Source organism: Acidicapsa dinghuensis (genome assembly GCF_025685685.1).
In the GTDB taxonomy this organism is placed as follows: domain Bacteria; phylum Acidobacteriota; class Terriglobia; order Terriglobales; family Acidobacteriaceae; genus Acidicapsa; species Acidicapsa dinghuensis.
The window spans coordinates 499,337-523,340 of the sequence record NZ_JAGSYH010000001.1; the positions used below are offsets into that span (position 1 = coordinate 499,337).

A 24,004-nucleotide genomic window follows, 5' to 3' on the forward strand; every position below is an offset into this window, starting at 1 on the left:
GAGGACCGCTCTTCGTCATTGCGCTTCAAAGGATGCGAACGTCGACGATCACGTCCTCACTCGCCGACAAGGATCCGAATTTGACCGCCTCTGCCAGCATTTCGCCGCCCGCCGCCTTGCGCGTAGTGGCAATTGGCGGAGGCACAGGTCTCTCTACCCTTCTTCGTGGCCTCAGGCGTCACGTTGCCGTTCCCGGCCAGACTACTGAAACCGGAATCATCTCCGACCTGGCCGCGCTCGTTACCGTGACCGATGACGGCGGCTCCTCAGGCCGTTTGCGTAAGGGCTTCAATATGCTTCCGCCCGGCGACCTGCGCAACTGCATGGTTGCCCTCAGTGAAGAAGAAGATCTCATCTCCCAGCTATTCCGGCATCGCTTCAAATCCGGTGGAGACATCGAAGGCCACAACTTCGGCAATCTTTTCGTAGCCGCACTAACCGAAATCACCGGCGATTTTGGCCAGGCCATCCAGCTAGCCTCAAAGATTCTCGCCACACGCGGCCGCATCTATCCCGTGACTACCGCGAACGCTACCCTCGTGGCCGAAATGGACGACGGATCACTCGTCCGTGGCGAAACCAACATCAGCGCCAGCAAGCGCCGAATCGTCGAGCTCACGCTTGAGCCGCCAGATGCCGCTCCTTTGCCCGAGGCTCTTGAAGCCATCGAGCGCGCCGATCTGATTACAGTCGGCCCCGGCTCGCTCTACACCTCGCTCATCACCAACCTGCTCGTGAAAGGTATTCCCGAGGCGCTCACCCGCGCCTGCGGTGTTCGCGTCTTCATCTGCAATCTCATGACACAGGCCAATGAGAGCCTTGGCCTGACCGCCTCGCAGCACATCGAGCGCATCTACGAGCACACTGGCGCACCTATCTTCGACTACGCCATCCTCAACTCCGCACCTGTCTCGCCTGAGATGCTGCTCCGTTACGCTGCAGAGGGCGCAGCACCGATCATCCCCGATGTCGACCGCGTCGAAAGTCTAGGCGTACGATGCATCGTCGGCAACTTCCTCAGTGAAGGCGAAGTACTCCGCCACGCAGGAGATAAAGTTGCCGGAGCGCTCCTCGAGCTTGGCCGTCTTTCCATGATTAAAAATCTCGCTGGAGCCTGATGTAGAGCGAGAATCTACTTCCCGTACCTGCCGGAATCCCGTACATTGGTGGCGCACGGAATTGCTGTCCCTGCATCTCGATTCCTGGAGAGAAAAACATGCGTCCTACTCGCACCTGGATCGCTGTCGGTACCGTAGTGTTAGCTGGCGTCATCGTCGCATGGGCACAGGGCCGCAAGCCCGGCCTGTGGGAGATGACCACCACCATGACCTGGCAGCAATCTCCATTCCTCGCTGGAATGACGCCTCCGGGCGGACCCAACTCGCCTTTTGGCGGAGGCCCGCGCACCACGCAAGTCTGCCTAACTCAGGAGATCATTGATAAATACGGCGCTCCCGTCCCGCAGATCCGCCGTGGCGACTGCACATTTACCAATGTCAACAAGACCGATCACAGTATGACCGCGGATATGGTCTGCACCGGCATGATGAGCGGCAAAGGCACCGTGCAATCCTCCTGGGACGATCCTGAGCACGCCAAGGGCAGTGTGCATTTCACAGGCAGCATTCAAGGCCGTGGCGGAAACACGCCGGTCGAGTGGACCAGCGAATCGACCTCGGTCTTTAAAGGCTCCGATTGCGGCGATGTGAAACCGATTCCAATTCCAGCGGATAAGTAGCCGGATACGCGCTTACGCGGCGGGCGCGGCGTTCTCAGTCGTCCGCTTTAACTGACCGCAGGCCGCGTAAATATCCCGTCCTCTTGGCCGCCGGACATACGTCTGTATGCCGGCGGCAAGCAACAGCTTTTGGAACGCCAGCACAGACTCAGCCGTCGGGCTCTCATACGCAATGCCCGGTCCGGGATTCCAGGCGATCAGATTGACCATTGCTGGTAAGTTGGCGCGCCGCACCAGCTTGATGACATCCGCTGCGTGCTCCGGCCGATCGGTGACGCCGCCCAGCATCACATACTCGAACGTTACCTTCTCGCGCCCTTTGAACGGGATCGTCCGTACGGCATCCAGTACCGCGGCGATATTCCATTTGCGATTCACCGGCATAACGGCTTCGCGCACCGAATCATTCGGAGCGTTCAGGCTGATTGCCAGCTTTGGCCTTGCAGGCTCTTGAGCAAACCGCAAAATCCCCGGCACAATCCCCGACGTCGAAACCGTCATTCTCTGCGCCGCAATTCCAACCTCATCCATCAGAATCCGCACTGCGGCCATGAAATTGTCGTAGTTCAGAAACGGCTCGCCCATGCCCATGAACACGAGATTGACGCGATTCCTATTCAATTCCACTGCGTGGCGATCGAGCACCGCAACCACCTGCCCGGCAATCTCGCCTGCCGTCAAGTTCCTCTGCAGCCCCAGCTTCGCCGTCAAGCAGAACTGGCAGTTGACCGCGCATCCGATCTGGCTCGACACGCAAATCGTTGCCCGCTTCCAGCCACGCGCTCCGCTCTCGGCATCCTCTTCGCTGAACTCGGCTCCGCCGTCGCCTTCGGGCATCCACACAGTCTCCACCGTCTGTCCGCCCACATCGATCAGGTATCGCTCTGTTCCATCTACACTCTTGAAAGCCTGCGCAATGCGTGGCCTGCCAACATGCCAGCCCGCTCCAACCAGTTTGTCTTTGAGCGTCTGCGGCAGCGTCGTTACCTCATCCAGGCTCGATACACGCTGCTTATAGAGAGCATCCGTCATTTGCCGTCCGCGATACGGCTTCTCACCAAGTTCAGCGAAAACAGCGATCAATCCAGCCCTGTCGATGCCGAACAGTGCTCGCGTTGCCTGCGAACCAGAATCGCGTGCAGACGCGATCTCCCCGACGGAAACCAATGGTCCTGTCAAAACATCGGATTTCAGGGCATCGGATTGTTGTTGGGCCGTCTTCATGGCAACTATAGCCGTATTCCGCGCGCTTCTTTCAGGATACCAGCGGAATAAGTTTTCGAGTGACTTGCCGCTCTTCAACTTAGTTCGTCATTTACAGCAACCAGCGACTCAATGCGGGGTTTCGGCTGCCAGAACAATTACAATCAAAGAGACAGACATGGCAATTTCTTCCGCTAACTCGCCCGATCCTACCACCCAGCGCAACCTGCGCCGCACCGTTCTGCCCAACGGTCTCATCGTTCTCACAGAACGCATGGAGCATCTGCGCTCCGTAGCCATGGGCATCTGGGTCAAGTCCGGCTCGCGCTATGAGGCAGCCGAGATCAATGGCATCTCGCACTTTGTCGAGCACATGCTCTTCAAAGGCACACGCTCTCGCTCCGCCCAGCACATAGCCCGCGAGATGGACGCGATCGGAGGCAATCTCGACGCCTTTACCGGCAAAGAGACCATCTGTTTCAGCGTCAAGGCGCTTTCGAATCACGTTCCCATCGCGCTCGACGTGCTCTCCGACCTAGTCTTGAACCCCGTCTTTGCCGACATCGATGTCGAGCGTGAACGCGGCGTCATTCTTGAAGAGATCAAGATCGACGAGGACAATCCCGACGTGCTCGTGCACGAAATCTTCACCCAGAACTTCTGGAAGGATCAGCCACTCGGCAAGCCCATTCTAGGCACCACTAAGACGGTTTCAGGCTTTCAACAGGACACGCTATTTGGCTACCACACCGACCGCTTCCGCGCCGGAAACATGGTCTTTTCTGCCGCCGGCAATCTGGATCATGATCAGTTCGTGACCGCCGTAGCCGAGAAGTTCAGCCCGCTCCGTTCCGGCACTGTCGCCATCGATTTTGGCGCACCGCACGTCAGCGCTCCCGTCATTCTGCGCAATAAGCGTTCCCTCGAACAGGTGCAAATCTGCCTCGGCGTACCCTCGCCGCCCATCACGGACGAGAACCGCTACGCCACTCTCATCCTCAATACAGTGCTCGGCGGCGGCATGAGCTCGCGGCTCTTCCAGACCATCCGCGAAGAGCGCGGCATGGCCTACTCCATCTACTCCGACCTCAGTCCGTACAGCGACACCGGCGCACTTTGCGTCTTCGCCGGTACTTCGGCGGATAAGGCTCTGCAGATGATCGATCTGGTCATGGCCGAGTTCCGCAATCTGAAGGAATCGTCTCTTACCGACGAAGAACTCACCCGCGCTAAGGAGCAGGTCAAGGGCAACATCTTGCTGGGTCTTGAAAGCTCGGGCTCGCGCATGTCGAACCTTGCCCGGCAAGAGATGTACTTCAACCACTTCTTCAGCGTTGAAGAAGTCCTGGATCGGCTCGACGCAGTCACCGCCGATCAGGTCCAGTTCATGGCGCAGAAGCTTTTCATCTCTGACCGCATCGCCGTAACACTCCTCGGACGGCTCGACGGCATCAAGCTCGACCGTTCACGCCTTGTTTGCTGATCCACTCCGCGGAAGTTCGCAGGCAGAATCGCTATTTTCACCTCTGTGCGAGCGTTTGCACGCGCTCGAACGTCAACCAATATGGCTTGTTCCACAATGAACGCAGACGCGATTTGGCGATATGAACAGGACTTTGCATCCACCCCTGACTGGCGTTAGCATTTGTGTGACAGTTCCGGCTCGATTGCACCGGGCATCAACAGACTGGAATCAGCATCTCCCTGAGGCTTTGGATTCTCATGAACACACCGCAAGTTAAGCACCGCCGCCAACGCCCCAACGGCTTTACGCTGATGGAGTTGCTCATTGTCATCAGCATCATGCTGATCCTGATGCTGCTGGCCATTCCGAACTTCAACAAAATGAAGATGTCGGTCAACGAGAAATCGGCGATCAACTCGCTGCAGGTCATCTACAAAGACCAGATTTCGTACCAGAACGACTATCCCGCCAACGGATTTGCCTCTACGCTGGATCAACTTGGCGGCGATCCCAAGTCGGGTAATCCGACTCCGCAAAGCGCCCAGTTGCTGTCGGGAACGCTGCAAAACGGTGTGAAGGATGGCTATCAGTTCGCTATCACCAACGTAACCAAGGTCACAGTCGGAAACACCGACCAGATCACCAGCTTTCAAGTCACTGCGGTGCCACTCGCTGTCGGCAAAACCGGTAATCGCGGGTATTGCGAAGATAACCAGGGCCAGATCAAATACGACCCGCAAGGCGGCACAAACTGCACCCAGGCCGTGCAATAACAACTAGCCTCGAAGTCCGGCAAAGCAACAGCGCAATGCGGCGTCTGATCGCCGCAGCGTTGTTGCTCTTCTGTGTTTGTGCTATTTCCCCTGCGAATGCTGCTGCTCCGCCTACACCGACAGCTTTAGATCTCGCCAAACGCATTGACAGCCACTACAACAAGCTGCAATCGCTCAAAGCCGACTTCACCGAGGAATTTAACGGCCTCGGCATGCACCGCAGCGAGTCGGGTACCATGTTGCTGCGCAAGCCGGGCCGCATGCGCTGGAACTATACGAGTACTCCGGGAAAAGTCTTTGTCCTCGACGGCAAATATGCCTGGTTCTACACGCCGGGCGTTCCCCAGGTGCAACGCCTCAAGGCCAGCGAACTGGACGATCTGCGTTCTCCGCTCCGCTTTCTGCTGGGCCATACCAAGATCGAGTCGGAGCTGGAGCAGCTCAATCTGGCTTCCAGTTCCGCTGGAACGCTTACACTTTCCGGCGTTCCCAGGGGACAGCAGAAACGAATTACCAAGGTAACAATCACTGCGGGCTCAGACGGCGCTATTCGCCGCCTCGAAATCGATGAGACCGACGGCGCTCAGACCATCTTCGACTTCTCGAACGAACAAACCAACCCCGCGCTACCCGAATCGGAATTCCACTTTAATCCGCCCGCGGGAATCCCCGTCGTGGATGCCCTGTCCCCTGTGTAACCTTTTTATTCTTCAATCTTGAAGAATAAAACTCCTCGACTCATTGCTGCTGCTGAAAACAAAGAAGATAACCTCCGGGAGGGGGAGGGATATATTAATTTTCTGGTCGTAATCGAGTCTATAATTGTTTACTAATTATGTAATAAACGAGCCAACAACACCCTCGTCATCGACGCCGCTATAAGTATGCGCCTTTGGGTCGCGATTATCGGCAAAAAGCAGCCAATTACTCATACCGCAGAGCCTCGATGGGATCGAGATTCGCCGCGCGTATGGCTGGGATCATCCCGCTGACCAGCCCCGTCACCACCAGAATCCCGGTGGCCACGATCACTGCAGTTGGTGAAATCTTCAGATAGATATCCGCGTCGGTGGCGTTGGAAGCGATGGCGCTGTAAAACGTGATTCGCCCAACCATTACGGAAACAAGCTCGGCCAGGGCGATACCGGCAATACCGCCAGCACCGGTAATGACAAATGCCTCGGCAAGAAACTGTATGAGAATGTGAGACTTCTGCGCCCCAAGCGCCTTCTCGACCCCGATTTCGCGCGTGCGCTGCTGCACGGCGACCAGCATGATGTTCATCAGACCGATGCCCGCTATGCCCAGTGTCAAGGCTCCGACAAGCGCTAGCAGCACCTGCAACGCGATCGAGAGAATGCGGAACTGGCTTAGCTGCTCCATCAGGTTGGCGACGAAAATCGCGTTGTGATCGGATGACTTGAAATGGTGCGCCATCGCCAGCGTCTCACGCAGGTGCCGTTCCACATCCTCGAAGTTTCCGGAGTAGTTCATCCAGATGCCGTCGAGATACTTTGTGCTCTTGATATCGCTCATGGTGCTGAAAGGAACATATATCTGGCGATTGTTGTCGCTGTCCCCCTCCTGCATCTTGGTATCGAGTACACCAATCACCGTAAACTGAATACCGTTCAGCCGAACCGGCTGACCGATGGGCCATTGGCCGGAGAACAGCTTGGTGCTCGATTCTGATCCAATGACAGCGACGTGTGCACGTTGCTGCTCTTCCTGTCCATTGAAGAAGCGACCCTCAGATGTTGGTAGATGCAGAATGTCCTGCGCGTCCGGCAGCACGCCGGTAACGGTCCATGTATAGGTGTGCAGTTCATTCTGCACTGGAACATCTTTGTTGACCATGGGCGTGATGTGAATCAGCCCCGGCACGCCATTCCAGACCGTGTCTACGTCGTCCAGGGTGAACTGCACCTTGACGCCAGCCTTGTCGCCGCCAGCCTGCTCGCTCGTCCGGCCGGGAAAGACGCCCATCAGGTGCGTGCCCCATTGAGAAAAGATGGCCTCAATTGCACGGCTAAAACCTGCGCCGTAGGCCAGAAGCAACACGACGGTTGCAATGCCCCAGGCCATGCCCACGATCGTGATCATCGTGCGGCGCCGATTGTGCACCATCGCTTCCCATGCCTGGCTGAGGATGTCTTTCAACATAGCTTTACTTCCTATTCCCGTCGCAATGCTTCTACCGGTTCAAGCCCAGCAGCCACGCTCGCCGGGTACACTCCAGCCACGATTCCGCTTGCCGCAAGCGAACCCATCGCCAGCGCCGCCGACCACCACACCAGCTGCGGCGGATCGAAGCCCGGCATCTTGCCCGTAAGTAATGCCTGCAATATCCCCATGAATCCCGCAGAGAGGCCGATGCCGATTGCTCCGCTGACCGCGGTGAGAATCAGACCTTCCCAGAAAAACTGCGCGAGGATACTGCTTTTTGTCGCCCCGAGCGCTTTGCGAAGACCAATTTCGCGTGTCCGCTCGGTGACGGATACAAGCATGATGTTGATGATACCCACTGCTCCCAGTCCGAGAGTCACAATGCCGACGGAGCCCAGAAACACATCCATGGCGTCGAAAATCTTGCCGATCAGGCGGCTGGTGTGGATCGTATCCCACTCGTCAAACGCGTCCTTGTTTGTCGGGTCGAATCCGTGGTTGCGCCCAATCACCTTATGTACCGCCGCCAGCGCATCCACATCATCGCTTCTTTTCGCCGGCTGATATTGGATCGAGGTCAGGGCATCCAGCGGAATGTTGTCACCTTTCATCGCAAAGAGCTGCTGCATGGTGGTTAGCGGAATGTAAATCTTCTGGTCGTCAGAGTCATTGTTGCCGCGCCCAACCGTGCCGACGCTCCCCACCACGGTAAACGCCGTGTCATTGATGGTGATGGTCTGGCCGAGAAGCGGATGGCCGGGAAAGAGCAGATGCGCCGTTTTCAGCCCGAGAACAGCCACACGCCTGCGCTGCGCCAGGTCCGCTGCATCGAGAAATCTGCCCTCCTCTATCGGCACAAAACGCACATCGGTAAAGTTCGGCTCGACACCCCACACCTGCGAAGAAGTGTTCGACCACTCGCTAACTTCATATAGATCCTGACGATTGAGCGTGGCCGTCACGGAGCGCAGCTCAGGTAGCTGGCGCATCTCAGCCTCATCCTCGGGAGTGAGCTTGTACGGCCGCATGCCGGTGTGCTGCCCAGAAACCGCAGGCACAGTGGCGCTCCACATCATGATGACGTCATTGCCGATGCTGGCCAGGTTGCGCTCTTGTCCGGAGCGGAATCCCTCGCCAAGGCCCACAAGCACCAGCAGCGACCCCACCCCCCACGCGATCCCGAACATGGTCAGGAAGGTGCGCAGTTTATTGGCCATCATGGCGCGAAAGACTTCACCGAGGATGTCGCCAAAGTTCTGCATCGGAAGAGAGCGGGCGCAGCTTCGCCCTGATTTTGCCCTGACTATCGGTACGCAGGCTGAGAGCAGGCAGTTCCCGGTTTATGTGCGCTGCCATCTGCTGAGGTTTGGACGTTTTAGCAGGAGCAACCGTCTGCTGGTTTCAATAAAACCAGCACGGAAGGCAGCTTACACGGCGCTGGAATCGAGGCTGATTATTGGACTGTACCCAAGCTGCTGCCAGAATCCCTCGACCAGCTTCTGTGCCGATTCGGTTGTCTGCGCGGTGAACACAACTGGGATGCCGGCTCCATGGGTTTCCTGCGCAAGCACGGTTGCGTCTACGTGTACCGCGACGCACTGGCCGGGCCGATAGGTACACGAGGCCAGATCGGCGATAGAGAGATTCGTTGTCGGAGTCAGCAAAACGGTCTTCGGCGGAGCCATGCGGTCGAGCAGGCTGAAGATTTCGAGCTTTGACTCAAGCTCATCGGGCACACAGTCCACCGCAAGATCGGCTTCGCGAACAGCTTCTTCGATAGACCGCGCGAACGTTACACGAGGCATGGCTTCTGGTCCGAGCGACTGGCGAAGATCTTCCTGCGCATGCCGCAGGCTGGCGGGCATGACGTCTTCGAGAATCACGCGAAAACCTGCGCTGGCCGCACGATGCGCCAGACGGCGTCCGAGCGATCCGGCTCCGAGAATAGCGAGAGTTGTTTCTGCAGGGATCAAAACGAATGAAGGGATCAAATGGACGAGGCCCGAAAGCCGAAGTTCCGGGCCTGAGTCAGATTTACTTGGCGGCCAGGGCGTTCAGCACATCCTGGGCGTTGGGTTTCGAGGACGCGAGGTGAGCCGAAACCTTCGCCCGCTCCTCGTCATCGAGCGTCGCCACGCCCGTCAAAATCCGGCGCAGCGTCACCGAAACATCGTCAATGTAGTTCATCAGGCGGATGGCTTCTCCGGAAAGCGGCATGGGGTGTACCTCACGTAGGAATCGAAACTGTCTCCAGCAATTCTCTGCGTTCAGGGTCTGGGGTGTAAAGGCGGCCTACCGGCTCAATCGAATGAGAGTCACGCCCTGCCGTGGCAGGGTTATCTCTACCGCAGCGTTTCCCTCCTGAATCTGCATCGCATGCGGAGCTGAAATTCGTTCAAGGCCTCCGGCTTCTTCGAACTTCTTCTGCTGTTCGGGCGTTGGTTGCGCGGGGCTGCCCATCGACTGCCACACCGTGTAGGCGTTGCTGTGGTTCTTATCCATGCGGAACTCTTCTTCCTGTACCGATCCATTTCCAAGGCCCGCTATCTTCAGCGTTACCCGAGGGTCTGGAGCCAGTACATCATCATCGGCGTAGTTCCATACAAGAATGCTGACCTCGTTCCCCTGCCGCGTCGCGATGGCGTCGATATCGCCAGCGCCGGTTGCGTCACCTTGCAGCATGTCGTCGAGTGAGAGTGCTCCTGAGCTTTCAACCTGCACCTGCTCGCCGCCGAGCATGCCCATCATGCGGAAGACATTGAGTACCGGCTTGTCGACACCGTTAGTGGCAAGTTCGCGGAACCCGGCAAAGTAAGGTTGATTTTCAAATTCGAAGGCCCATGTCACCGTACCTTGCACATGCACGTCATATCGGCGGGCAAGCTCTGCAATGCGTGCCATCACCTCCGCTTCGCTTACTCCGTACAGAGCACCATTGCGGTAGCCATTGGCTGCTCCCTGGCATGCCGCGCAGCCCTCCGGATCGTTTTCGCCAAGGATGATCGGGGTATTCTTCCATTCGGGATAGGAGGCGACGACCTTCATCCCTCGCTCGACTGCGCGGAGTTGAAAGCCGATATCCATACGCACATGGCCATCTACCGTGGACGGACGTCCCTTGGGATGGAAGCTGATGAAATCAAGTGGAGCTCCGGTTGCACCGGTTGCTGCATTCTTTCCGTGCGCACAGTGCTCAAGGAACTGACGCAGGAAGGTCTCGGCATGGCTTGAGGCAACGCCCGTCGACTCAGGACCGCCGATTTTTGCGTTGGGCAGCGCCTCGCGAATTGCTGCTGAAGTGACATCGTAAAGCCGGTCATACTCCTCGGCTGTGCCATACCAATAGGGGATATCCGGTTCGTTCCAGACCTCCCACAGCCAGCCATCGACAGCGCTGCCATAGCGCTGCTTCATGTGCTCGGCATAGGCTCGCACCAGCGCTCCCCATTTGGCATAGTCCTTCGGCGGGTAGGTCCATCCCGTGAAGATATCGCCTTTGGGAAAAGTATGCCGATAGGGTTCGGGATGCGTTGAGAGTGCCTCGGGCATGAAGCCTATTTCAACCAGTGGCCGCACGTGCGCGGCGGCGAACGCGTCGAAAATGCGATCTGTAATCGTCCAGTTATAGACCGGCGTGCCGTCGGCCTTCTCGGTATAGACATTGGTCGATCCCCACTTGAGCGAACCGTCGCCATCGCCTGTCGTGAAGAGATTGTGCGTGCGGAAATAGACCGGTGCCGGACTCAGCTCACCAAGCTCGCGCAGGAGCTTCTGTCCGTTCGGCGCATACGTGTAGTTGGGTTCGTCCGCGCCGAAGTAAGTCCAGATCCGATCGTAAGGGCCGATTGTGTGGCCGGCTTCAACACGAATCGCGACCGGCCTCTGCGCCAACCCTGCCCCAGCACTGAAACATGCCAATCCAAACACGACAATCAATTTGATTTTCCGCAGCATCCGCCCCTCGAATCACTTCCCATTGTTCAGGACGGATGGTACAGCACCCAGGGCTCACACGATGTTATTGATCGTCTTACGAAATAAAATCGCTCCTGGCTCTTCGCCTGCGCCAGCGGAAACGAAACCGCACTTTTCGAGCACGCGTACCGATCCATATAGGGATGGAAAAGTTTGCGCCACAAACGCGTGAATCGCTCTCTGCATCCGCAGCCAGGGCATCATGGCCATCACTGCCTCTGCGGCGAATCCCTGTCGCTGCCAGCTCGGCAACACACCGTAGCCCAGTTCTGCCTCTCCGGTCTCCGGTTTAGGGAAGGTACAGCCAAACGTTCCGATCAGAACGCGCCCTGTTCCGCGTCGCAACAGCAGATACCGGCACCATCCCACTGCATCCGGATGCTCGGCGATCAGCTTCAGCAGGTAGTCCACGACATGCGGCTCCCAGTGCTCGGGCGGCCACTCTTCCGGCACACTTGCATCGAGAACTGCGCTGAGTTCCTTTCGCGCATGCGGCCCTTCGTCCATCTGACAGAGCAATGACTCCCGTGTCACGGGCACAAGATCCATGCGCTCGCTACGGATCACATCCGGAAATGCTTCTTTTAAATTTTTCAGCATTGGATTCGCTTGTTCCTTCTGTGTAACTCGCAATGCGTTGCTCTTATGAGAAGAGCTCACATAGCATCGACAGCCTATTCAAGACAGAGTGTGGTGACGCGCCATCACAAACAGCTCAAAGCGTGCAGTATCTGAGAACCGACATCAGCGGATGGCGATCATAGGCGACGGCCCAATAGTAGCATGTTGCCATGTTTGCAAACGCAAGCCATGCCGTTGTTCGTTTCATAGCCGCCATCTCAGTAATGCTTCTATTGGTTACAACAGGCCGTGCCTATCAGGATTTTGTCTCGAGCTATAAAGGCCTTCCCTACAATGACAGCCGCGTTCAAAGCGGTCCGCAAATCATTCCCGGCCGTGTGCAGTGTGCGTACTACGATCTCGGCGGCGAAGGCATCGCCTACCACGATACGACTCCCAAGAATGAAGGCAGCGGTGGCCTCAACCCCGCTGATGGAACCTATCTCAACGAATTTCGAATGCAGGAGGCAGTCGATACGTCCTACACCAAGTTTCATGACGCTATCGATAACAATCCGTATGACAAGGTCACTCCTGAGCTCAATCAACTCTACGTCGGCTGGACACAACCCGGTGAGTGGTTCAACATCACAGTGAATGCGGCCCACACCGGCTCTTACAGCGCCGACTTGCTCTACACATCCAATCGCGGAGGCACCATTTCTATCGATGTGAACGGGCGCGACGTGACCGGACCAATTGCGATTCAATCTACCTATGATGCACGCGATCCTATCGCCTGGCGGCAATGGCATCACTGGAACGTGATGAAAAATCTAACGCACATTCCGTTGAAAAAGGGGAGGAATGTGCTGACCGTTCACATTCTTACCGAAGGCAACATGAATTTTGCTTATTTCGATTTCAAGCCGTCACAGTAATCTGCTGTCGCGCACGTTAACTGGAGCGACCAAGAAATATCTGGATCAGCAACCAGATATTCAGGCCAGCAATGACAAAAGCGACGATCCACGCCATCCACCTAAGCCACGCCGCATTTGCAAACTCGCCCATCTTCTTCCGATCGCTTGTGAAGGCCACCAGCGGAAAGACAGCAAAGCTCAACTGCATGCTCAGCACAACCTGGCTGAAGATGAGCAGTTTCGCCGTGCCATGCTCACCGTAAAATGCAACCACGATCACCGTGGGGATAATCGCAGCCAGCCGCGTAATCAGACGCCGCTGCCATCGCGGTAAACGGATGTTCAGAAAGCCTTCCATCACTACTTGACCGGCGAGCGTGCCGGTGAGTGTGGAGTTCTGACCAGAGGCAAGCAGCGCAATCGCAAAGACTGCGCTTGCACCCGTTATACCCAAAAGTGGCGACATCAAGCGATAGGCATCTTCGATCTCAGCAACTTCATAATGCCCGTTGCGATGAAATACCGCCGCGGCCACGACAAGAATTGCCGCGTTCACAAATAACGCCATGGTCAGCGCTCCGGCGGAGTCCCAATTGGCAAAGCGGATCGCCTCACGCTTCCCTTCCGGCGTGCGCTGATAGTCGCGCGACTGCACAATCGAAGAATGCAGATAGAGATTGTGCGGCATCACGGTTGCGCCAAGGATGCCGATGCCGATGTACAGCATCTCCGGGTTGGTTACAAGCGACGTTTGCGGCACGAGCAGGTTACGCAGGATGGGAGCGAACTCAGGCCGTGATAGCACGATCTCGATGCCAAACAATGCTGCGATTGTTCCGATCAGTACGATGACAAATGCTTCAAGATAGCGGAACCCACGACGCTCCAGCAGCAGCACCAGCATGACATCGAGGCTGGTAATGAGAACTCCGGCAAGCAGCGGTATGTGGAAGAGGAGCTGCAGAGCGATTGCCGATCCAACGACTTCAGCGAGATCGCAGGCCGCGATGGCGATTTCGGCAAGAAACCACAAACCATAAGCCACCGGTTTCGAAGTATGTGCCCGGCAGGCCTGAGCCAGATCCTGCTCTGCCGCGATACCCAGCTTCACCGACAGGCTCTGCAGTAGGATCGCCATCAGATTCGACAGCATAATGACGAAGAGCAGCGTGTAGCCATACCGCGATCCGGCTGCGAGATCGGTCGCCCAATTGCCGGGGTCCATGTATCCCACGGCGACCAGAAAACCCGGCCCGACAAACCCCAGCACCCGCCGCCAAAGCTGCGACGAGGTCGAGACGCGAACCGTCGAGTGAATATCCGGCATCGATGGCCGGTACACTTCACCTCTCGGATTCACAGCAGTGCTGGAAATTTGGGTCGCCATAGGGGTATGCGCCGGGGAGGATCCCATTAGCGACAGTATGCCATAGGAAGTTAACTATGGTTAATGAATTTTCCTTTTATTGTGTTTATGACATCACTTCTTGTTCGCCTCCCGTGAGGCAACCCGCTTGACCCAGACCCCCTCTGCGGCCGGGTGCCCCAGCGTCACCTGGCCTGCAGGAGTCTCAAGCACCACCGTCTTGTCATAATTTCTCGCCTGCAGGCGCAGGCGCGTATTGGGGCTAATGCCCGATTCATGCAGAAAAATCAGCAGTTTAGGGTCGCGTTCATAAAGGGCCGACACGACATAGTCGGTTTGTTCTGTGGCCTCGGAGAGCTGCGTCAATCCTCGCTTTTTGCGTTGCGCAGGGCTCTCCGGCAGCACTGTATTTCCATGAGGGCACATGCCCTGCTCGCCCAGTTTTTCGATCAGCCGCGCTTCAAACGCTGGTGAAACCGCGTGCTCAAGCCGCTCGGCCTCGGCGTGGATCTCATACCACTCCATGCCGAAGATCTCCGACAACATGCGCTCGATCAGATGATGGCGCAGCGCGGTGCGATATGCGGTCTCTTTGCCCGTCGGCGTCAGGCGCACAATGCCATCGGACTTCACATCCACATAACCGTCGCGCTTCAGGCGCTTCAAAGCCATGGTGACTGCTGGCGCTGAAACAGAGAGCCAATGCGCCAGCATTGCCGGAATGACCTGGTGCCCCTCCGACTCGGCCTCAAGGATGGCCTTCAGATAATCCTGCTTGGAAACTGTGATCGATTCACTCATCAGTACATGCTCATCCTATAGAGCAAGCTCTGATTATAGGATCACCAGCATCTTCACAGTCCTTACCTCATTTAGTGACGGCAGCCACTGCGGCTGCTGCTTTCGCGGCCTTGGCAGCTTGCCGCTCGGCCTCAGTCATTGTCAAAATGGTCGTCACCGCACGAGCAGGTGGAGGCCCAAGTGGATCGCTATCGCGCTCGGAAACCATCACAAGATCGGCAAGTCCACGCGAAATATCGGGAGTAAAACATCCGGCAGGCGCGCGCCAAGTCCAATTGCCGCTCGGAACAGCAGGCGTGTTCATGCGTGCTTCCGAACCAAGCATCAGCAGATCCTGCGCCGGCGCAAGTGACATCTCCGCCACACTGGTCGCGCCGGCACGCATCAATGCCCACACCGGACTAAGCGCTACCGGTCCAACGTATGTTTCCAAATTCGCGCGTTCCTGGTCAGTTGCCTTGCGCCACCAGCCGAGCGTTGTATCGTTGTCGTGCGTTCCCGTGTAGCAGACCGTTCCCGGAACATATTTATGCGGCAGATGATCGCGTGACTCTCCCTGATCGAAGCCGAACTGTAGCACGCGCATACATGGCATGCCGCGTGACAGGCGCAGGGCTGTGACCTCTGGCGTAATCACGCCGAGATCTTCAGCCACCAGTGGCAGCGGCCTAAGCACCTGCTCGATGCGCTCGAACAGCTCAGCGCCAGGAGCCTTGATCCAGTCGCCATTCACAGCGGTTTCTTCATTCGCCGGAATCGACCAGTACGCTTCAAAGCCACGGAAGTGATCGAGGCGGATGATGTCATACATCATGCTGGCGCGGCGCATACGCTGAATCCACCAGTCGTAACCGGTCTCTGCCAGCACATCCCACCGGTAGAGTGGATTGCCCCACCGCTGACCTGTCGGCGAAAAATAATCAGGTGGAACGCCTGCAATATAGATCGGTTTCAAGTCTTCATCGAGCTGAAAGAGATGCGGATTGGCCCACACATCGGCCGAGTCCATGCTGACAAAGATCGCCACATCACCCATGAAGCGGATCTTCTCTTTCTGCGCAGCAGCCCGCAAATTGCGCCACTGCTCTTCGAAGGCAAACTGCAACACCTGTTCGAGAGCCAGTTCGCGTCCCTGCTTAGATGCGACCTCCGCCATGGCCTGTGGATCACGCCGGCGCAGCGGTTCCGGCCACTCCGTCCACGCCCCTGTATTGAACTGCCTGCGAAACAGCGCAAAGTAGGCATAGTCGTTGAGCCAGGAAGCCTCCTGCACGCAGAAAGCCTCGAATCTCGCCCACTGCCGCTGTAGAGCCTCCTCATGTGCTCCGCGATCGAGAAAGCTGGCTGCGGCCTCATAGAGCAATGGCAGTTTCTTCAGCTCTACTTCATAGAAGTCCACCTGCGCCGTGGGTCCGGGCAATCCCTCCAGACGCTGCGTATCGATCCAGCCCCACTCTGCCAGCACTTCAAGGCTGATCAGAAATGGATTACCCGCGAAGGCCGAGCTTGCAGAATAGGGTGAGCCGCCGTAACCCGTCGGACTGAGCGGCAGCACCTGCCAGATATGCTGTTTGCCTGCGGCCAGAAACTCAAGAAAACTGTACGCTTCCGGTCCAAGATCGCCGATGCCTCCGTTGGAGGCAAGCGAGGTGATGTGCATCAGGACGCCGTTCGATCGCTGAAATTGCATGCCCCCATTATCGTCTGCCCGGTCGAACAAATGCGGCCCAAAAAGCAACAGGGCCATCGATCGCTCGACGGCCCTGTGTGAATAGAAAGTTATTGCTTAGATACCGGCGTTTGGCGCCTTCGCAGCCTTGGGATTGACCGCGATCAGCTTGTGCTTTTCGAACTCCTGCTGAGCATTCGAAACGAAGACACCGAAGACCTCTTCGCGACGCTGATCGAGAATCTGATCCCGGGTCTGATCCAGGTTCTTAGCGATCTCAGCATCAGTCGGTTGCTGCTTATCGACCAGCTTGGCAACATCGCCCGTACGGCCGGCGTTGATCGGTCCGCTGATCTGCCCGACGCTCATGTTGAAGAGATCAGGAGCAACGCTGCTCACCTGGCCGAAGTCCGGAACCTGGCCGGTCTCGCCAACCAGATCACTGGTCTTCACGGTCGCGCCCACTTCCTTGGCGGCCTTGGCCAGATCGCCGGAGGCTTTGGCCTTGTCGGCAAGTTCCTTAGTCTTCTGCGCCAGCAACTGAGGCAGCCTCTCGTCCTCAAAGTCCTTCGCGACATGATCTTTCCAGTCGGCAAAGGCCGGAGCATGGGCTGGCGTGATACCTGTTACCTGGAAGATCGCATATCCTTCGCCCGAGGGAGCAAAAGCCGGAGCTGCGCCCTTCGCCAGAGTGAATGCCTTGGAGAGAACGCCAGACCCATCCGGCAATCCGGCAATAGTTCCCTGAGCCGGGAGCGACGGAGTCGTGACCAGCTGCAGGTGATGCGCGTCCGCGGTCTTGGCCAGTCCGTTCTTGCCTGCTTCCTCGGCAAGCTGCTGCGCATAAGCCGACTCGGCGGCAGATTCTTTCTGGCGCAGCAGTGTGATCTGGATCGTCGATTTCACATCGGCCAGAGTCTGCGTGTGCGCAGGCTCGCGCTCCTCGACCTGGACAATGTGATAGCCGTACTGCGTCTTCACAATGTTGATGTCGCCAATCTTCTGCGAGAAGATCGCCTGATCGAACTCCGGAACCATCGTGCCGTGCTGCGCAAAGCCAAGTTCACCGCCCTGAACCGCACTGCCTGTATCTTCTGAGTCCTTCTTGGCGAGATCTTCAAATTTCGCGCCATTCTGCAACTGCTTCAGAATGTCCTCAGCCTTTGCCTTGGCTTCAGCATCGGTCTTCGCTGCGCCGCCGGGATACTTGATGAGAATGTGCCGCGACTTCGCGCGCTCCGGCACCTGATACTCGGATTGGTGCTGGTTATAGTAGGCCTGAATCTCCTGATCTGAGACCTTCGGCTCGCCACCCGGAAGCTGGTCCGCGGTGAACGCAAAGTAGCTGATGGTGCGCTGTTCCGGAACAGCATTTGAGTACCGCGCGGCATTCTTCTTGAAGAAGGCTTCGAGATCGCTATCGGAGGGCTTGATCTCTTTACGCAGGTCATCTGCCGAGATCACGGCATAGTCAAACTTGATCTTGATGTTCTGCTTGCGGTACTCGTCGCGAATCTCATTGTCGCTCACAGTCACGCCGGCAGTGATGAAGGCGCGCAGGCGATTGACCGTGATGTCATCGCCCAGTGCCTTTTCAAAGGCCGTAGTCGACATATCAAACTGGCTGGAGATGAACTGCTTGTACTTGTCCATGCCGATGAACTGGCCGTTGGGAAAGAGCAGTTCGCCGTATTGGCCGGTATGCAGAAAGTTCTGTACATCGTGGTCGGTAGCTGCCAGCCCAAGACTATGCGCCTTGGCAATCAGAATCCGCTGCAGAATCAACTGCTGCCCGACGCGCTGCTCCATGAACGGCAGTGCGAAATCCGGCAGCCGCTGACGCTGCAACTGCTGCTGGGCCACTTCCTGCACACGCGTCATCGAAATGGTGTCGCCGGAGAACAGCAGACGGCTGTACCAGTGCGGATAAATGGTGGCGTAGGTGTCGCCGGTCACAGACGCATTCTGGAAGATGCCGGGAATCAGCGTAATGACCATCGTGATCACGGCTGCGCCAATGATCACCCAGAAGATGGCCTTGACCATCTTGTTGTCTTTCTGCAGAAAACGAATCATGGAGTGGTGCCGACCTTTACGGTATCGCCTGCAAATGTCACAATCCTCAACGGATTGGCTCGCTGCGACCCGCTTCTGAACAAAATCTTGCTACTCTCTGCGATTATAGACGAGCCTGTCCCGCAGAAGCGAAAGGAGAAAAACGCCCTCCTGCCGTTTCCAGCAGGGTTGCCGCTTGGATAACTATCCGCTGGCGACAGCCGGCGCGCATAGCTCCTACAATGCTGCTGTGCCGCATTCCTTTCTTCCTGGTTACATCTTTAGCCGCCGAGAGGCTTGCAGGCTCGCCGCGGCAGCATCGCTGACCACACTCCTTCACCCCTCCGAACTCTTTGCGGAAAGTGGCGATTACCATCTGGTGGCCAGGAACGATCGCCAGCGCATCCTCAAAGCGGCGGACAGCTACCTGCCGCTGGTTCCGCAAACCATTACCGCTTTTCCATCCGGAAAAAATCCCGGCGGATTGCACGATTATTTTTCGCAGGCCGATTATTTCTGGCCCGACCCTGCCAATCCAGGTGGCAAATACATCAACCGCGATGGCCAGAGTAATCCTGACAACTTCAACGGCCACCGCAAGGCGATGATTGCGCTGTCGATCCGCATGCCCGCGCTCACCGCGGCGTGGCTGCTGACCAAAGACCGGCGCTATGCAGAGGCAGCCTGTGACCACCTGCGCGCCTGGTTCATCGCTTCGGCTACCCGGATGAACCCGAATCTCGAATATTCGCAGGGAGTGGTTGGTGTAGCTACTGGCCGCTCCTACGGCATCATCGACACCCTGCACCTTGTCGAAGTGGCGCGAGCCGCCAGCATTGTGGCCCCGCGAACGATGTCATCTGCCGATCTCAAAGCACTCAAAGACTGGTTCGGCAACTATCTCAACTGGATGAAGACTAGCGATAAAGGCAAACAGGAGCGCGATGCGCAGAACAACCACGCCACCTGCTGGGCGTTGCAGGCCTCTGAGTACGCTCGCCTGATCGGCGACAAGCAGACCCGTCAGGAGATTCATCGGCAGTACACCGATGTGCTCCTGCCCAACCAGATGGGACAGGACGGCTCGTTCCCCAAGGAACTCGCCCGCACCAAGCCATACAGCTACTCCATCTTCAACTTCGATACGATGGCCGGTCTTTGCCAATCGCTGCTCGGGGTAGGGCCGGATCTCTTCAAGTTCAAACTTTCCGATGGGCGCGGCATCTGCAAAGGCGCCGAATTTCTTTATCCCTATCTCAAAGACAAAGGTACGTGGCCCTACAAGCACGATGTCGAGCACTTCGATTCTCTGCCGGTTCGCTCGCCGGGGCTGCTCTTCACTGGCGTAGCCTGCAAACGCGAGCCCTATATTGCGCTCTGGAAGACGCTCAATCCCGATCCGAGCGATCCGGAAATCATCCGCAACTTTCCCATCCGGCAGCCGCTTCTCTGGTATGCGTGAGCGTTGCGGCATGTAATCTGCGCTTCATTGTCAACCGTTACCATGAAGGGATGCGCCGCATCTCTTCCCTGCTTGTTACTGCACCTCTGCTTGCCTCGCTCGCGTTTCACTCAATCGCTCCCACAGCCCGCGCAGAGGCATACGACGCTCATCCGAAGCTTGTCGTGATCCTCGTCATCGACCAGTTTCGCGGCGACATGCTGGAACGATATCGCTCGGAGTTCAAGGGGCGCGGTTTTCGGCTTTTCCTCAATGATGGCGCATGGTTCCCCGACTGCTATTACAACTACGCCAATACCAAGACCGCTCCCGGACACGCCACCATCGGCACCGGCGCATACACCGATGGGCACGGCATTAACTCCAACGAATGGTGGGATGCCCGCACCTACGACCGTCCCGTCTCTTCAGTCGAAGATGAACGCTATAAGCTGGTAGACCTGCCGACTGGAACCAGTGACTCTCCCGGCGCGTCCCCGCGCAATCTGCTCGCCTCGACTCTCGGCGATGAATTGCGCCTTGCGACGGAAGGCCGTTCACAGGTCTGGGGCGTATCACTGAAAGATCGCGCCGCGATCCTGCCGCCGGGCCATGCCGCCAACGGAGCTTTCTGGCTTGACGACGGCAGCGGCCACTTCACTACCTCGACCTACTACATGGAGCATCTGCCCGCGTGGGCAACAGCTTTCAATTCCAGTGACGAACTAACCAAAGCCGCGGAGGAAGCTGGGATCGACGCGCCAGTTCCCTTCTCTTCGCATCTGGAACTTACCCCCGCAGCCAATCACTACGAGCTAGACTTCGCGCAGGCTCTCATCACCGGTGAAAAGCTCGGTCAGGGCAAGACAACCGATCTACTCACTGTTTCTCTTTCGGCGCATGATCTGGTCGGCCACCGATACGGTCCTGATTCCGAGCAGGAAGAGAAGATGGTTCTTGGCCTCGACCGCGACCTCGATCGATTCTTCTCATGGCTCGACAAGACCGTCGGCCTGCGCAATGTCTGGATCGCTCTTTCCGCGGATCACGGCGTCGCTCCGGTGCCGGCGTTCGCATCCAGCCTTGGCATGAATGCAGCCATCGTCGATCTGGCCCAGCTCAACGAAAAGGCCAACGCCGAACTGAACCGGCGCTTCTCGCCAGACAAGAATCTGCAATATATCCTGCCCATCCCTGACCTGCCCTACATAACGCTTGATCGCCGCGTTTTTGAATCGGCCAGAATCAGTGAAAAGACGGCGGAAGAGGCTCTCAGCGAAGCCCTCCGTAAGATAGTCCCGACGATGCAGCAAAAGGCCGTCAATGGACGCGTTGCTCCGGTTCCTGAAGTAGTCGGAACCTACACACGGCTTCAGCTAGCCTCCAGCGAAACTCTGCCCGACACCGAGATGGGCCGCGAGCTTGCCCACAGCTACAGCGACCACGGCAACTGGTATGTGATGCTGATGCTCGCCGGCTACCAGATGCAGGACCAGCACAGCACGGGCACCACGCACTTCAGCCCATGGTCCTATGATCGCCATGTTCCTCTGGCTTTTTACGGCTCGGCGTTCAAGCCCGGCACGTACCGGGGCCGCGTCGAGCCGGTCGATATCGCCGCCACCTTCGCCTCACTGCTAGGCGTCAATCAGCCCTCCGCCTCCGTAGGTCATGTACTGACGCAAGCAATTCAGGGAGCAGAAACGGTAAAATCAGCTTCCAGGGAAGCTTCTGCAGATCCCACGCACAAAGCAGGAATCGACAAGCGTTGAAGCCAGATATGACAGTGCGGTTTGCGGGCATCGAGCTGGCAAACCCAATCATCGCCGCCAGCGGCACCTTCGGCTATGGCATTGAGTTCGAAGACATCGTCGATCTTGAACGAATCGGCGCGTTTGTCTCCAAAGGGCTCTCGCGCGAGCCCATGGCCGGCAACGAACCGCCCCGGATGGTGCACACCTCTGCGGGCATGCTCAACGCAATCGGCCTGCAGAATATCGGTGTCGCCGACTTCCTCAGCAAGAAGCTGCCGGAGCTGAAGCGCTATCCGAAAGCCAGATGTATCGTAAACGTCTTCGGCTATCAGGTGACCGACTACGTGGCGGTCATCGAACAGCTGAACGATGCGGAAGGCATCATCGCCTACGAACTGAACGTCTCCTGCCCCAATGTTCACGAGGGCGGCATGACCTTTGGCGCCGATCCAGGCGCTCTCGAATACCTGGTTGCGCGTGCGAAGGCCGCGGCGAAGCGTCCTCTCATCGTCAAGCTGTCGCCCAATGTCACATCGATCGGACAGATGGCTCGCATAGCCGCGCTGGCGGGAGCAGACGCCATCTCGCTCACCAACACATTCCTGGCCATGGCTATCGACGTGGAAACTCGCCAGCCCGCATTACGCAATATCACCGGCGGGCTGTCAGGACCGGCGATCAAGCCTATCGCTCTGCGGATGGTGTATGAAACAGCCAAGGCCGTCTCTATTCCAATCCTCGGCATGGGCGGAATCGTGACTACGGAAGACGCAGTGGAATTTCTTATGGCCGGTGCAACAGCCGTCCAGGTCGGCACTGCAAGTTACGCCGATCCGCGTGCTGTCGAGCGCCTGGTTAAAGGCCTGGAAACCTGGTGCCGCAGTCACAATGTCGAGCGTGTGGCAAGCCTGACCGGCAGCCTGTCAATTCCCTGGCTTAAAGAGAAGAGCTGAGGCAAACCCCAGGCATTCTCAGTCGCCGAGCGCGGCTTTCATCTCAGCACGGACCTTACGGGCAAGTTTCTCGATCTCGTCAGCCTTCTTCACAACGCTGAGAGAGAGGGTGTCCTTTGTGCTTTTGTCCATTTCTGTCTTGAGCTCGTTCGCCAATTGCAGCAGTCTTGCCGTATCGTCCGCAAGTTGCTTTTGCTCCGAAGTCTGAGGGTTTGCCGGTGGCTGCCCTGGCTGCGGGGGAGTGGTACTTGATGCCGTCTGCGCGGGCTGGGGTACTTGCTGCGGTTTCGGCGACTGCGTCCCCTTCGAATCTTTTTCCTGCGCCACGCAGATTCCGGTAAAACACATCGCGAGCAATAACGGAGGAACGGTCTTCCGAGCCATACGCGCCAGCCCGAATGACCGGCTTCGCGAAATTTGCATCTCGGTTGTCATTGTCATGCACCAGAATTGACTCAGTATCGTTGCCGCAGGTCCGGTATCGGTGGCTCCGCTTCGCCGGCTGTCCCACGCATTTTGTCTTTTACACCCTTCGCAAGCTTCTCGATACGCTCGATCTTGCGCAAATCAACCATCGAAAGCTTCTCTCTGCTGGTTGCATCCGTCTCAGCCTTGAGCTGAATAGCCAGAACAACCAGTTGATTGGTGTCTACGGTCATTTCCTTGTGGCGCAGTGTATTCAGCTCTTCCAGTTGCTTCCGGCTATTCTGCGCCTTCATGGCGTCTTCCATAAAACGGTTGGCGTCGGGAGTGGGATTGGCCCCGGGATTCATCGGTGGAATGCCGCTGTAGTCGTGCACCAGATTCCCGCTGCTGTTCGTACCCGTCTGCGCGTAGGCTGCAGCGAAAACTCCTACCGCAAGCAATACGATCAGCCCAAGAATATAGCCGTTTAGAGGCGTAGACTGCGTTTCAGGGCCCCTATGCTGGTACTTCACGCCCCGTTGTCGAAAGACACCAAAGACGCCCGAAACAAATTTCATGCCCACAAGTATAGAGAGAAATTGGCCCCCGCGCATGATTCTTTCCGCCAGTTTTCATCTGATTTAATTCGCAGCGCAGCGCAGTATCTTCTCCACTGAAACCTGATATGTGGTTCAGGTTAGGCCTATGTCAATCCGAACGCCAATCGCCTGGCTTCTCAAACCCAAATTTCAGACC

Annotated in this window: 22 protein-coding genes; 9 read left to right on the forward strand and 13 right to left on the reverse strand. The window is 57.2% G+C overall.

What is annotated here, in order from left to right:
- The first annotated feature begins 80 nt into the window (after positions 1-80).
- Both OHL22_RS01940 and OHL22_RS01945 read left to right on the forward strand, forming a co-directional pair.
- Positions 81-1,118, forward strand: a complete 1,038-nt coding sequence (locus OHL22_RS01940; RefSeq protein WP_317890878.1) for a gluconeogenesis factor YvcK family protein — start codon at positions 81-83, stop codon at positions 1,116-1,118.
- Between the two features lie 98 nt (positions 1,119-1,216).
- Entirely contained in the window at positions 1,217-1,738 is a 522-nt protein-coding gene (locus tag OHL22_RS01945) for a DUF3617 domain-containing protein (RefSeq protein WP_263332635.1), read from the forward strand.
- Positions 1,739-1,750: 12 nt separating this feature from the next.
- Here the strand turns inward: OHL22_RS01945 and rlmN are convergent, their stop codons facing one another.
- Positions 1,751-2,962, reverse strand: coding sequence for a 23S rRNA (adenine(2503)-C(2))-methyltransferase RlmN (gene rlmN, locus OHL22_RS01950; RefSeq protein WP_263332636.1), 1,212 nt, complete (start codon positions 2,960-2,962; stop codon positions 1,751-1,753).
- A gap of 157 nt (positions 2,963-3,119) precedes the next feature.
- Here rlmN and OHL22_RS01955 point away from each other — a divergent pair, with 157 nt between their 5' ends.
- The 3 genes from OHL22_RS01955 to lolA all read left to right on the forward strand — a co-directional run bounded on the left by OHL22_RS01955 (position 3,120) and on the right by lolA (position 5,877).
- The gene (locus OHL22_RS01955) at positions 3,120-4,424 is read left to right on the forward strand and encodes a M16 family metallopeptidase (protein WP_263332637.1); all 1,305 of its coding nucleotides are present in this window, start codon (positions 3,120-3,122) and stop codon (positions 4,422-4,424) included.
- A gap of 239 nt (positions 4,425-4,663) precedes the next feature.
- Complete coding sequence (locus OHL22_RS01960) at positions 4,664-5,179, forward strand: competence type IV pilus major pilin ComGC (protein ID WP_263332638.1); 516 nt, start codon at positions 4,664-4,666, stop codon at positions 5,177-5,179.
- A 35-nt stretch (positions 5,180-5,214) separates the two neighbouring features.
- The gene (gene lolA, locus OHL22_RS01965) at positions 5,215-5,877 is read left to right on the forward strand and encodes an outer membrane lipoprotein chaperone LolA (RefSeq protein WP_263332639.1); all 663 of its coding nucleotides are present in this window, start codon (positions 5,215-5,217) and stop codon (positions 5,875-5,877) included.
- Between the two features lie 226 nt (positions 5,878-6,103).
- Here lolA and OHL22_RS01970 read toward each other — a convergent pair whose 3' ends face one another.
- The 6 genes from OHL22_RS01970 to OHL22_RS01995 form a co-directional block, all read right to left on the reverse strand.
- A complete protein-coding gene (locus tag OHL22_RS01970) occupies positions 6,104-7,342 on the reverse strand; it encodes an ABC transporter permease (RefSeq protein WP_263332640.1) in 1,239 nt (412 codons plus the stop codon).
- Positions 7,343-7,353: 11 nt separating this feature from the next.
- On the reverse strand, positions 7,354-8,607 hold the full coding sequence (locus tag OHL22_RS01975; protein ID WP_263332641.1) for an ABC transporter permease: 1,254 nt from the start codon (positions 8,605-8,607) through the stop codon (positions 7,354-7,356).
- Between the two features lie 165 nt (positions 8,608-8,772).
- Complete coding sequence (locus tag OHL22_RS01980) at positions 8,773-9,318, reverse strand: 3-hydroxyacyl-CoA dehydrogenase NAD-binding domain-containing protein (protein ID WP_263332643.1); 546 nt, start codon at positions 9,316-9,318, stop codon at positions 8,773-8,775.
- Positions 9,319-9,379: 61 nt separating this feature from the next.
- Entirely contained in the window at positions 9,380-9,562 is a 183-nt protein-coding gene (locus tag OHL22_RS01985; RefSeq protein WP_263332645.1) for a hypothetical protein, read from the reverse strand.
- Positions 9,563-9,637: 75 nt separating this feature from the next.
- Positions 9,638-11,299: a GH39 family glycosyl hydrolase gene (locus tag OHL22_RS01990; protein ID WP_263332647.1), complete on the reverse strand. Its 1,662-nt coding sequence runs from the start codon at positions 11,297-11,299 to the stop codon at positions 9,638-9,640.
- A gap of 54 nt (positions 11,300-11,353) precedes the next feature.
- Positions 11,354-11,920 (reverse strand): GNAT family N-acetyltransferase, encoded by a 567-nt coding sequence (locus OHL22_RS01995; RefSeq protein WP_263332649.1) that lies wholly within the window; start codon positions 11,918-11,920, stop codon positions 11,354-11,356.
- Positions 11,921-12,111: 191 nt separating this feature from the next.
- On the opposite strand from OHL22_RS01995, the gene OHL22_RS02000 reads away from it, so the two are divergent.
- The gene (locus OHL22_RS02000; RefSeq protein WP_263332651.1) at positions 12,112-12,822 is read left to right on the forward strand and encodes a carbohydrate-binding protein; all 711 of its coding nucleotides are present in this window, start codon (positions 12,112-12,114) and stop codon (positions 12,820-12,822) included.
- Positions 12,823-12,838: 16 nt separating this feature from the next.
- Here OHL22_RS02000 and OHL22_RS02005 read toward each other — a convergent pair whose 3' ends face one another.
- From OHL22_RS02005 to OHL22_RS02020, 4 genes are all read right to left on the reverse strand, one after another.
- A complete protein-coding gene (locus tag OHL22_RS02005; RefSeq protein WP_263332653.1) occupies positions 12,839-14,191 on the reverse strand; it encodes an Nramp family divalent metal transporter in 1,353 nt (450 codons plus the stop codon).
- A gap of 93 nt (positions 14,192-14,284) precedes the next feature.
- Positions 14,285-14,971: a metal-dependent transcriptional regulator gene (locus OHL22_RS02010; RefSeq protein WP_263332655.1), complete on the reverse strand. Its 687-nt coding sequence runs from the start codon at positions 14,969-14,971 to the stop codon at positions 14,285-14,287.
- A gap of 67 nt (positions 14,972-15,038) precedes the next feature.
- A complete protein-coding gene (malQ, locus tag OHL22_RS02015; protein ID WP_263332657.1) occupies positions 15,039-16,718 on the reverse strand; it encodes a 4-alpha-glucanotransferase in 1,680 nt (559 codons plus the stop codon).
- A gap of 39 nt (positions 16,719-16,757) precedes the next feature.
- Entirely contained in the window at positions 16,758-18,716 is a 1,959-nt protein-coding gene (locus OHL22_RS02020; protein ID WP_263332659.1) for a peptidylprolyl isomerase, read from the reverse strand.
- Positions 18,717-18,891: 175 nt separating this feature from the next.
- Between OHL22_RS02020 and OHL22_RS02025 the strand changes: the two genes are divergently transcribed.
- Genes OHL22_RS02025 through OHL22_RS02035 form a run of 3 tightly spaced genes read left to right on the forward strand, consistent with a single transcriptional unit; the run spans position 18,892 to position 22,843 of the window.
- Complete coding sequence (locus tag OHL22_RS02025; RefSeq protein WP_263332661.1) at positions 18,892-20,157, forward strand: alginate lyase family protein; 1,266 nt, start codon at positions 18,892-18,894, stop codon at positions 20,155-20,157.
- Between the two features lie 50 nt (positions 20,158-20,207).
- Positions 20,208-21,908 (forward strand): alkaline phosphatase family protein, encoded by a 1,701-nt coding sequence (locus OHL22_RS02030; RefSeq protein WP_263332663.1) that lies wholly within the window; start codon positions 20,208-20,210, stop codon positions 21,906-21,908.
- An 8-nt stretch (positions 21,909-21,916) separates the two neighbouring features.
- Positions 21,917-22,843: a dihydroorotate dehydrogenase gene (locus OHL22_RS02035; protein WP_263332665.1), complete on the forward strand. Its 927-nt coding sequence runs from the start codon at positions 21,917-21,919 to the stop codon at positions 22,841-22,843.
- Between the two features lie 18 nt (positions 22,844-22,861).
- Here the strand turns inward: OHL22_RS02035 and OHL22_RS02040 are convergent, their stop codons facing one another.
- The gene (locus tag OHL22_RS02040) at positions 22,862-23,266 is read right to left on the reverse strand and encodes a hypothetical protein (RefSeq protein ID WP_263332666.1); all 405 of its coding nucleotides are present in this window, start codon (positions 23,264-23,266) and stop codon (positions 22,862-22,864) included.
- Between the two features lie 32 nt (positions 23,267-23,298).
- Positions 23,299-23,862: a hypothetical protein gene (locus OHL22_RS02045; protein ID WP_263332668.1), complete on the reverse strand. Its 564-nt coding sequence runs from the start codon at positions 23,860-23,862 to the stop codon at positions 23,299-23,301.
- Positions 23,863-24,004 lie beyond the last annotated feature (142 nt).

Bases quoted from the DNA above. Each gene is read 5' to 3' on its own strand.
- OHL22_RS02045 (WP_263332668.1), bottom strand. From the start codon at position 23,862: ATGCGCGGGGGCCAATTTCTCTCTATACTTGTGGGCATGAAATTTGTT.
- malQ (WP_263332657.1), bottom strand. From the start codon at position 16,718: ATGGCCCTGTTGCTTTTTGGGCCGCATTTGTTCGACCGGGCAGACGAT.
- OHL22_RS01975 (WP_263332641.1), bottom strand. From the start codon at position 8,607: ATGCAGAACTTTGGCGACATCCTCGGTGAAGTCTTTCGCGCCATGATG.
- OHL22_RS02040 (WP_263332666.1), bottom strand. From the start codon at position 23,266: ATGCAAATTTCGCGAAGCCGGTCATTCGGGCTGGCGCGTATGGCTCGG.
- OHL22_RS01985 (WP_263332645.1), bottom strand. From the start codon at position 9,562: ATGCCGCTTTCCGGAGAAGCCATCCGCCTGATGAACTACATTGACGAT.
- OHL22_RS02035 (WP_263332665.1), top strand. From the start codon at position 21,917: ATGACAGTGCGGTTTGCGGGCATCGAGCTGGCAAACCCAATCATCGCC.
- OHL22_RS01945 (WP_263332635.1), top strand. From the start codon at position 1,217: ATGCGTCCTACTCGCACCTGGATCGCTGTCGGTACCGTAGTGTTAGCT.
- OHL22_RS01990 (WP_263332647.1), bottom strand. From the start codon at position 11,299: ATGCTGCGGAAAATCAAATTGATTGTCGTGTTTGGATTGGCATGTTTC.
- lolA (WP_263332639.1), top strand. From the start codon at position 5,215: ATGCGGCGTCTGATCGCCGCAGCGTTGTTGCTCTTCTGTGTTTGTGCT.
- OHL22_RS01995 (WP_263332649.1), bottom strand. From the start codon at position 11,920: ATGCTGAAAAATTTAAAAGAAGCATTTCCGGATGTGATCCGTAGCGAG.
- OHL22_RS01970 (WP_263332640.1), bottom strand. From the start codon at position 7,342: ATGTTGAAAGACATCCTCAGCCAGGCATGGGAAGCGATGGTGCACAAT.
- rlmN (WP_263332636.1), bottom strand. From the start codon at position 2,962: ATGAAGACGGCCCAACAACAATCCGATGCCCTGAAATCCGATGTTTTG.
- OHL22_RS02020 (WP_263332659.1), bottom strand. From the start codon at position 18,716: ATGATTCGTTTTCTGCAGAAAGACAACAAGATGGTCAAGGCCATCTTC.
- OHL22_RS02000 (WP_263332651.1), top strand. From the start codon at position 12,112: ATGTTTGCAAACGCAAGCCATGCCGTTGTTCGTTTCATAGCCGCCATC.
- OHL22_RS01955 (WP_263332637.1), top strand. From the start codon at position 3,120: ATGGCAATTTCTTCCGCTAACTCGCCCGATCCTACCACCCAGCGCAAC.
- OHL22_RS02010 (WP_263332655.1), bottom strand. From the start codon at position 14,971: ATGAGTGAATCGATCACAGTTTCCAAGCAGGATTATCTGAAGGCCATC.
- OHL22_RS02005 (WP_263332653.1), bottom strand. From the start codon at position 14,191: ATGGCGACCCAAATTTCCAGCACTGCTGTGAATCCGAGAGGTGAAGTG.
- OHL22_RS02030 (WP_263332663.1), top strand. From the start codon at position 20,208: ATGCGCCGCATCTCTTCCCTGCTTGTTACTGCACCTCTGCTTGCCTCG.
- OHL22_RS01960 (WP_263332638.1), top strand. From the start codon at position 4,664: ATGAACACACCGCAAGTTAAGCACCGCCGCCAACGCCCCAACGGCTTT.